The organism is Microbacterium sp. Leaf159 (genome assembly GCF_001423615.1).
GTDB lineage: Bacteria > Actinomycetota > Actinomycetes > Actinomycetales > Microbacteriaceae > Microbacterium.
Window position 1 is genome coordinate 706,287 of record NZ_LMOU01000001.1, and the last position, 6,693, is coordinate 712,979.

General features: G+C 68.3%; 7 protein-coding genes. 5 read left to right on the forward strand and 2 right to left on the reverse strand.

Annotated elements, in window-relative coordinates:
• Both ASF80_RS03475 and ASF80_RS03480 read left to right on the forward strand, forming a co-directional pair.
• Window positions 1–311, forward strand: a 311-nt coding sequence (locus tag ASF80_RS03475; protein WP_162239108.1) for a MarR family winged helix-turn-helix transcriptional regulator, incomplete at its 5' end; no start/stop codon positions are given.
• 35 nt (window positions 312–346) lie between these two features.
• Complete coding sequence (locus ASF80_RS03480) at window positions 347–1,204, forward strand: 3-hydroxyacyl-CoA dehydrogenase (RefSeq protein WP_082488170.1); 858 nt, start codon at window positions 347–349, stop codon at window positions 1,202–1,204.
• On the opposite strand, the gene ASF80_RS03485 is transcribed toward ASF80_RS03480, so the two are convergent.
• Window positions 1,186–3,708, reverse strand: a complete 2,523-nt coding sequence (locus tag ASF80_RS03485) for a tetratricopeptide repeat protein (protein WP_056308022.1) — start codon at window positions 3,706–3,708, stop codon at window positions 1,186–1,188. The genes ASF80_RS03480 and ASF80_RS03485 overlap by 19 nt on opposite strands.
• 145 nt (window positions 3,709–3,853) lie before the next feature.
• Here ASF80_RS03485 and ASF80_RS03490 point away from each other — a divergent pair, with 145 nt between their 5' ends.
• Together ASF80_RS03490 and ASF80_RS03495 are read left to right on the forward strand one after the other, a co-directional pair.
• Window positions 3,854–4,351 (forward strand): hypothetical protein, encoded by a 498-nt coding sequence (locus ASF80_RS03490; protein WP_056308024.1) that lies wholly within the window; start codon window positions 3,854–3,856, stop codon window positions 4,349–4,351.
• A gap of 2 nt (window positions 4,352–4,353) precedes the next feature.
• A complete protein-coding gene (locus ASF80_RS03495) occupies window positions 4,354–5,343 on the forward strand; it encodes a hypothetical protein (RefSeq protein WP_235559869.1) in 990 nt (329 codons plus the stop codon).
• A gap of 9 nt (window positions 5,344–5,352) precedes the next feature.
• Here the strand turns inward: ASF80_RS03495 and ASF80_RS03500 are convergent, their stop codons facing one another.
• Entirely contained in the window at window positions 5,353–6,312 is a 960-nt protein-coding gene (locus tag ASF80_RS03500; RefSeq protein ID WP_056308028.1) for a DNA topoisomerase IB, read from the reverse strand.
• 158 nt (window positions 6,313–6,470) lie between these two features.
• On the opposite strand from ASF80_RS03500, the gene ASF80_RS19000 reads away from it, so the two are divergent.
• A partial coding sequence (locus tag ASF80_RS19000) for a hypothetical protein (RefSeq protein WP_200934738.1) occupies window positions 6,471–6,693 on the forward strand: 223 nt, incomplete at its 3' end.

The window sequence follows — 6,693 nt, forward strand, 5'->3', positions numbered from 1 at the left end:
TCGTGATGGCCATCGCCGACGAGCCCGGTATCCGCTCGACCGACATCGCCCAGATGTTTCGGCTGAACCGATCCACGGTGTCGAGGCAGCTCTCGTCGCTCATCACCCTCGGGCTCGTGCAGGAGATGCCCGCGACGGCAGGGCGCGGGCGCCCGCTGGCACTCACACCCGAGGGCGAAGAAGCCTTCCGGGGAACGCTCGACACGCTGCAGCACGTGATCGACACCCATATCGCGCAGTGGTCGAATGCGGAGGTGTCGCGCTTCGCGCACGACCTCCAGCGCTTCGACCGCGGCGACGCCGCATCATGACCACGGCCCACAAGGCCATCGAAGAAGGAAGAGAAATGAAGAACATCACCGTTCTCGGCACCGGCGTCCTCGGATCGCAGATCGCGTTCCAGACCGCCTTCCACGGATTCGACGTCGTCGCGTACGACATCGATCAGGCAGCGCTCGACCGTGCTGCCGAACGTTTCGAAGCGCTCGCCGCGCGCTACGTCGCAGACGGCGTAGAGAACGCGGCGGACGGTGGCGTGCAGGCGGCCGTCGGCCGCATCCGCCTCACCTCCGACCTCGCGGATGCCGCCGCGACCGCCGACCTCGTGATCGAGGCCGTCCCGGAGAGCCTGGAGCTCAAGCAGGGCATCTACCGCACCCTTGCCGATGCGGCACCCGCGACGACGATCTTCGCGACGAACTCCTCGACTCTGCTGCCGAGCGCCCTGTCGGAGTCCACCGGACGGCCGGATCGCTTCCTCGCACTGCACTTCGCGAACGAGATCTGGTCGCACAACACCGCCGAGGTGATGGGCACGCCCGGTACCGATCCTGCCGTCTACGAGAAGGTCGTGGAGTTCGCCACGCAGATCGGCATGGTCCCGATCCAGATCAAGAAGGAGAAGGCCGGATACCTGCTGAACTCCCTCCTCGTGCCGTTCCTCGAAGCGGGGGCCGGCCTCCTCGTCGACGGAATCGCCGAGCCCGAGGCGATCGACGCGACCTGGCGCATCGGCACCGGCGCTCCCGCCGGCCCGTTCGAGATCTACGACATCGTGGGTCTGACCACGGCGTACAACATCTCGCGCATGGGCGGCGAGAAGCAGCAGCGCTTCGCCGACCTGCTGAAGGAGCACTACATCGACAAGGGCAAGCTCGGCGTCGCCACCGGCGAGGGCTTCTACACCTACCCTCGCGAGAGCTGAGCCGTCTGCTCCCCCGCGCCGACCGGGTCGCCGGATTCATCCGCCCGACCCGGTCGATCCGTCGGTGGAGCAAGCCGATGGCCGAGCTTCGCGTAGAGAGCACGCGATGCCGAATCGAGCCGAGCCGCATCCTCGACGTTCCCCCTGGCCTCGGCGATCCGCGCGAGGATTCCGTCGCTGCGAGCGACCTCGGCCCGATCGCCCGTCGCCTCCGCGATGCTCCTGGCCTCACCGGCCTGCAACTCGGCTTCAGCAAGGCGATGCTCGTCCGGGTCCGCGAGCATCGCGAGCAGGAGGATCTCTGCGAGCGAGTTCGCCGCCTCAGTGGCGATCAGCGGCGACGCGGCGAGTTCGGCGTCGCGCAGTACATCGCGAGCCTGTGCCGCCGCCCTCGCATGCGCTCCCGACCGCGCGTCGATGCGCGCCGCCAGCAGCACGAGGTCGGCTGAGGTCGCGAACTCGGCCGACGCTTCGGCGACCCCGATCGCCTCGCCCAGCCGCTCTCGGGCGAGTGCATCGTCGCCCCGCGCCTCGGCGATGAGCGCTCGTGTGCGCCGCACGAAGGGCAGCGACGCGCCACGCGACAGAGCGAGGAGGTCGCTGAGCTCGTTCTCCGCGTCGTCGAGATGACCGACCGCGAGCAGACACAGTGCCCGGTTCCCCCGGACGATCACCGTGTTGAGTTCGTCCGCCTCGCTCTCGGCCATAGCCAGAGCATCGGAGTACTGTGCCTGCGCCTCGTCGTAGCGCGCGAGAATCCGCAGCGTATCGGCGTGGTTCCCTGTCGCTCGACCTTCGACCACGCGGTCGCCAGCAGAGCGCGCATGCCCGATCGCCGCACGATATGACGTCAGCGCCTCGTCGAGATGACTCATCCACCGCTGCACGTTCCCGATCTGATTCCAGGTGCGGGCGAGCGCAGCTCCCTCGGCGACGCGACGGACTCGGTGCAGTTTGACGAGCGCCTCGTCGAAGCGGCCCAGCTTCTCGGCACAGTTTGCGACGCCGAGCGCCAGCTCGGGGATCAGATGGATTCCGGCTCCCCTCGTGGCGAGATCGTGGAGACGGAGAGACTCGTTCCACATCGACCAGCGCGACAGTGCGGGGTGCGCGTCGAGGGCGAGGCGTTCGACCAACTCGTCGCCCCCGTGCTCACGCGCCGCCGTCGCGACCGCGAGCACGGTGGCGACCTCCCTCGCTGCATAGTCCCTGTCGCCGGCCATGCGGTCGAGCACGGCGCGACCGGCGCGCATGACGAACAAGCGCCTGATCGACTCGGGACGCAACGACCTCGAGCGCTCCCGGGCGAACGCGAACACGGTGGCGTGCATCAGCACGCGGCCGTCGCGGCGCTCGATCAAGTGGCGGGAGCGGAGACGGTCGAGACCGGCAGACGCCTGAGAGCCGGCGGCAGCGAGGAGCACACTCTCATCGAAATCTCGATCGATCAACGCCGCGTCCGCGAGGAGGTCGGCGTCACCGCTCCGGAGCGCGCGAGTGGCGGCGTCGAGCACAGGACGGATTCTCGCGTCTCGCGGTTCGTTCTCGAAACGCGAGGCGAGATCCTCGAAGGTCCACCCCGGATGCTCGCGGACGATGCCGGCGAGCATCGCGATGTCCACGGGAAGCCCGCCGCTCACCGCGACGACCCGGTCGACGTCAGCTGCGGTGAAGGACCGCGGGGGCACCGTCCCGTTCTCCTCGCGCGTGAGGAGGTGGACGAGGAGTCGCGCGGCATCATCAGCCTCGAGAGGCGCGATCGCGATGTGACGAGCTCGGATTCCGTCTGCCCGCAACTGCTCGGCGAGAAAGGCGAGATCGACGCGCGAGGTGACCAGATAACGCAGCCCCGGCACGATCAGCGGGAGCAGACGCTGAGCCTGGCCTGCGTCCTCGAGAATGCACGTCACACCATCGGCTGCAGAGGCCAGGCGCTCGCGCAGGAGCCCGATCTCGTAGGGCAGCGACCGCTCCCCGAGCGCCCCGAGAATGCGTCGCAGCACGTCCACGGGGTCAGCGGACGGCCAGCCGATGTGCGACTCGCGCAGGTCGACGCTGAGTACCCGATCGCCCCGCGCCAGCGCCGTCGCCAGTGTGCTCTTGCCCACCCCGGGAAGTCCGGTGAGCAGCATGACATCGGCTGCCGGCAGTGACGCGAGCAGCCTCTCGCGCCCGATCTCGGAACCGCCGACAGCTCTGGTCTCGAACTCGACCGGGATGTGGACGCCCGATCGGTCGCCGTTCAGTACGCGCGCTGATGCGCTCCAGTCGGACGCCTCCTCATCGGACGTGCCGAGTGCCCGCAGGATGTCGCCGACCAGCCGATCATCGACCCGGCGACGTCCCGGGCGGAAGCAGTCGTACACGGTGACCTTCGCGGGCTCCTCGCCCCCGCGGATCACGCCGATCCTGCGAGCGATCTCCGCATAAGACGGCGATCCCACGGAGGTGCGCACCGTCCCGAGCAACGCGCACAGTTCGTCGAGGGTGCGCGGGTCGGGCATGTCATGAGCCTAGGACAGCGAACGGTGCCGGGTCGTCGTCACGCCGTTCGGAGTCGTTCGGAGTCACCGCGGACAGCCATCTGCCTTCCTAGGATTCAGGGCGCAGGGCCGAACCGCGCCCTCCGGACAAGGAGACGACACCACGATGACCAGCCGCACCGAGATCGCTGCGAAACTCGACGACTTCGCCTTCCAGAAGATCAACTTCGGCGGGTTTCTGATGAACAAGCGGGCGAAGAACTCGCACGCACTGTGGACGAGGAGCAGCGACAAGGGCGTCACGGAGCTGGCCATCCTCGCGACCCGTGATTACGGCGACGGCAATGTCTACGACGTCGCTGCCTTCACGACGGACGGAACGGTGCCCTCGGACGTCATCGCCGACATCGCCCCCCAGGCGGAGGCTCTGGCGGATGCCATCAACCTGCGAGAGCACGGGTACGTGTACTCGAGCCTCGAGCCCTGGGACGGCGGCGGCACCATCTGGATCTCGAAGAAGCCACAGTTCCGGGCGCTGGGGCGGCCGGACGAGGGCATCCATGTGATTCCGATCCAGCGGCTCAGCGGAATCAACGAACCGCGGTGGCTCGCCTGGGCTCGAGAGAACGGGCAGCTGCACATCGCCATCGTCTACAAGCCCTGAGCGTGCCCATCGTCCCCGGAGGGAGGGCCGCACGAGTGCGCAGCAGCGCGCTCGTCGCGGCCTGCTCCGTCGGTTACCTGGCTCTCGCCGCTGCGGTCTGCTTCTACGTCCTTCCCGTCGGGTGGGGGGTCGATGGAATCGAGTTGCTCGTGGCGCAGTGCGCGGTCGTCGCCTTAGGCGCGGGCGCCGTCGCGTGGACCGCGATCTCGATCCGCCGGCACGCTCGACGCCGAGGCATGCTCGCCGCTATCGCTCGCGATGCAGGGTGGACGTATCGCGACGATGTGAGCGACTGGATCTGGGGTGGATCGCTGGACGAGCAGATCGAGCGAACCGGACGCACGGCGCGCGATCATCTGGACGCGAGACGGAGTCCTGTGCCCTTCGACTCGGCCGAGCACACGTACGTCGTGGGGCACCGCGAGGGTTCGACGATCCACTCGATCCGCTCGGTGCGGATCCCTCTCCCCGCGGAGGCACCGAGGATCACGCTGAGATCCCGCGCCGGTCGCGGGGCGCTCAGCACGCTGCCCCGTCGACCTCGTCGAGCCGCGCAGCTGCGTCTCGAGGGCGACTTCAGCGACGTCTTCGAGCTCTCCGTTCCGTCCGGCTACGAGACGGATGCCCTGTACGTGCTGACACCCGATCTGATGGCGACCCTGATGGATGCAAGCAGCGACCTCGACCTCGAGGTGGTGGACAGCAGTCTGTACGTGTACTTCCCCGCACTGGATCTGACCGACGCCGATCAGCTCGCGCGTTTCGTCACGGTCATCGCTGCGCTGCATGACCGTTTCGGCCGGCGGGCGCAGCTGTACCGCGACGACAATGCGCCGGCTCTGGATGCAGCCGCATACCGGCGTTCGGGCGATATGTTGGCCGCGTCTGCGCGGGTGGTCGACTCTCGCGTTCGCGTCTGGCCTGTCGTCGTCGCAGTGCTGACCCCGCTCGCGCCACTCGTCGTGGCGATCGTGGTGACGAGGCTCGTGTGAGCAGGACCGTCAGCGCCCGAGCAGCCGGCGGATCGCAGTCTCGGGTGACACGGTGAGATCGAGGGTGCGACCCCGCGTGTAGAGCCGGAACACGCGAGGGTCGATGTAGCTCCCTCGCGCCACCGCGAGGGTGTTGCCGAGCGCCGAGGCCGTGGCCTGCACGGCGAGGCGCTCGGCACGCCGCCTCTCGTTCTTGGTCTCGAGCCGACCGATACGGGCCAGCGCGTCCGCCGCGAGGATGGTGCCGTGCAGCGTGCGGAAGTCCTTCGCAGTGAAGGCGGCTCCCGCCACCTCGCGCAGATAGTCGTTGACCTCGCTCGAGGTCAGGCGCACCCTCCGCCGCCCCTTCCGGTAGGCCAGCAGCGGCGCACGCGGGGATCCGACGGAGAATTCCGACAGGGCCTCGGCCAGCGGAGCGTCGGTGATCTCGATCGACGCCAACTGCTTGCTCTTCGCGGGGAAGCTCAGGGCGACTGTGCTTCCGTCTATACGGACGTCGCGGCGTCGAAGCGTGCTGAGGCCACGACTGCCGTGCTTCACGAGGTAGCGTTCCGAACCGATCCGCAGGGCGGCGTCGTCGAGCAGCCGGAAAGACACCGCGAGTGCGCGTCCGCGTGTGAGACCGGGCTCCCCGATCGCGCGCGTCACCTTGGCCCTGGCCGCAGGCAGCGCCTCGGCCAGCCGCAGCGCGCGGGCGAACTTGCGCTGATCCCTCCCTGTCCGCCAGAGCGGATGGTAGAGATACTGCCGCCTTCCCGCGTCATCGGTGCCGACAGCCTGGATGTGCGCCAGCGGATCGGCGGCGATCCAGACATCCGTCCACGCCGGCGGGATCGCGAGGTCATGGATCCGCTCACGATCGGCCTGCGACACCGTCTCATCGCCGGCATCGAGGTAGCGGAAGCCCGACCCAGAACGTCGACGACGGATACCGGGTTCTTCTCCGGGCACGACTCTTCTGAGTGCCATCCGTCTGACTCCTGTCGGCAGTGTGGGCGCGTGTGCGACCACGATGCCGCGACCGACCCGGCGCGTGAAGGGCATGGCGCTGCAGGGAGGAGACCTGCTAAGCGAACCCCACGGATTGTCGACCGGTACATAGGTCTGCCATTCTCTTGACTATGACGATGTCACTCGAGGAATTCCGTGAGTCCCTGACCAGGTCCGATCTGCGCGGCGCCCTCGGGTTACAGCTCACCGACATCGAGGCGCAGCAGGTCGCGGCCGATCCCGCGTCGACGCAGAGCTGGTACTCCTACTGGCTCACCACGATCCCGACTCCCCCGCCGCCCGCGCCCTCGTCAGGAGAGACGCCGCCGCCGGCATACGACGCAGCTCCCCCGGCTTACG